Annotated in this window: 1 protein-coding gene; it reads left to right on the forward strand. The window is 65.4% G+C overall.

What is annotated here, in order from left to right; translation table 11 throughout:
• On the forward strand, window positions 1-2,243 hold a 2,243-nt coding region (locus DBR22_RS23710; RefSeq protein ID WP_108598111.1), incomplete at both ends, for a hypothetical protein.

The raw sequence follows: 2,243 nt of genomic DNA on the forward strand, positions 1-2,243 counted from the left end.
GACCTGAGAGGCCGTGAGGGGTGGATCGCGTTCGACGCCGATCTGGAGGTCAACCCATTCGTGCATGCCGCTGCGACGAAACTCTTCGAGCAGCTGGATGACAAATCCAAGATGCGCCTCATCCGCTTCCTGAACCCGGCAGTGACCTCGGGCGACGACGGATCCATGGCCAAAGCCGGCGTGGACGACTACCTGGCCAAGTACGGCACCTGGGACATGCTGCTGAAGCAGCTGACGACCACCATGCCGGCAGCCCCGGTACGCAACGCCGATGAGAGGGCCGGCGCCTTCCGGGTTGCCCCGAACGGTCAGTCCGTGGAGGAATGCATCCCGGTCTTGGACGGCCCCGGCGGCACCATCAGCGGCTACCGCTGGGACCACCGTGTGGAACTGGGCGGCCGCATCGTGGCCATGGAAGTCCGCCGCCAGCCGACCGACGATGAGATGCGCACCGGCCTTTTCAACCCGAACGTCGGCCTGAACGAAATCGAGGATTCCCAGGTAGAGGTTGAGGTTGCCTGGAGCAAGAACGGCGCCGACTTCACAGCCGTCGTCACCGGACCCCAGATCATCCTGAACTACCCACCCGCTGACTGGGTCCGGCAGGGCGCTACGGTCCCGCCAAGTCTGCTGCGCCACCGGTCCTGGCCACCGCGGGCAGCCAGGGGTGAGGCATGGATTTCGGCTGTGAAGGACAATCGCGCTGAGGAGACGAACTCCAGGACCCGGTGGATGCAGATGGGGTGGGTGCCCGTGGAGAACGACACCCCCGTCTACATCATTAACGATCAGGTCGTCGGCGACACCGAATTCGGCTCCAACGCCGTCGCAGGCATCGATAAGGACGCCCTGCCCGTGGCCGGCAGCTACGGCGTTGGCACTGGCCGCCTCGATGGCACCTTTGACGACCCTGACTACACGGCGCAGGTCGCCAAGGACTTCCGTGAAGTCATGGACGCCTACATCACCTCCGGCGCCTGGACCGACCCGTCCGCGGCCGTCCTGGTCCTCGCCACCGGCCTCCGGCCTGCCGTGCCGTTGCGCCCCCGTTCCACCGTGTACTTCTGGGGCCCCAAGGGCGGCGGCAAGTCCTGGTCCGCGCAGTGCTGCATGTACTTCTGGGCCCGGCGGAAGCCGGACTGGCAGGACAGCCTCCCCGGCTCCGCGAAGGACACCCAGGCGTACACCGAGAACGCCCTGGCCCACGCCCCCATCTGGGTCATTGATGACCTTGCACCCTCGGCCTTCCGCCGTCAGGCCGAAGCCGAGGACGCCAAGCTTGCAGATATGACCCGGGCCATCTTCAACAACGCGACCAAGGGCCGCATGAACGCGGACATGACCACGCGCAGAGTCAACAAGCCCATGGCTCAACTTATTATTACCGCCGAAAACGAGCTCACCACTCCGAGTGCCAGAGAACGTCTCGTCCCGGTGTTCATTGGCAAAGGCAAGCTGCACGAGGACCGGAACAAGACGGACCGGATCAACGACATGGCCCGCATGGACGGGACCCAGGCGCGGCTGACAAGCCACCTGATCCGGTACATCCGTCACGTGGCGATCAACTACCGCGGCGGCTGGGCCGCCTACATGGACCACCTGGAAGACACCCGCACCAACGTGAAGCACGCGGTCGCCGACATCATGCGGGAGCAGGGTGCCTCCACCGGCTCGCTGGAACGCACGTCGACTCTGGCGGCGGACCTCCTGCTGACCCTGGCGGTGCTCCAGGAGATGGCGTACGAGCTGAAGATGGACGATGACTTCGTGGAGCAGTTCCACGTCGACGAGCTGGGCATGAGCGTCATCCGCCTGGTCACGGACGCCCACGCTGAAAACCAGCAGGCCGCCCCGGGTGCGTCCCTGATCCGTGCCCTGACCTCGCTGCTGGCCGCCGGTGGCGCCCACGTGATCTCAGGCGATGACCCGACCCGTCCGCCGGTCACCGGCAACGAGGTGGGGGAAGGGCTTGCCAACGACAAGCTCGGCTGGAAAGCCGGCGGCTCCGATGGAAGCCTCCGCCCGGTAGGTCCGACCATCGGCACCGTGGTGACGTCAGGCGGACATCGGGTCATCCTGTTCGACCAGATGACAGCATTTGCCAAGGCCCAGGCGGCGTTCCCGACATTGATCCAGCACGGCCAGAAAGAGGGCTCCGGGTGGACGTCCGTGTGGGATGAGGGGCTGGCAGCTGAAGTGGTGCGACGGGTCAAGAAACCGAATGGCAAATACCTGAACAC

The sequence above is a fragment of the Arthrobacter sp. HMWF013 genome (assembly GCF_003061105.1).
Classification (GTDB): domain Bacteria; phylum Actinomycetota; class Actinomycetes; order Actinomycetales; family Micrococcaceae; genus Arthrobacter.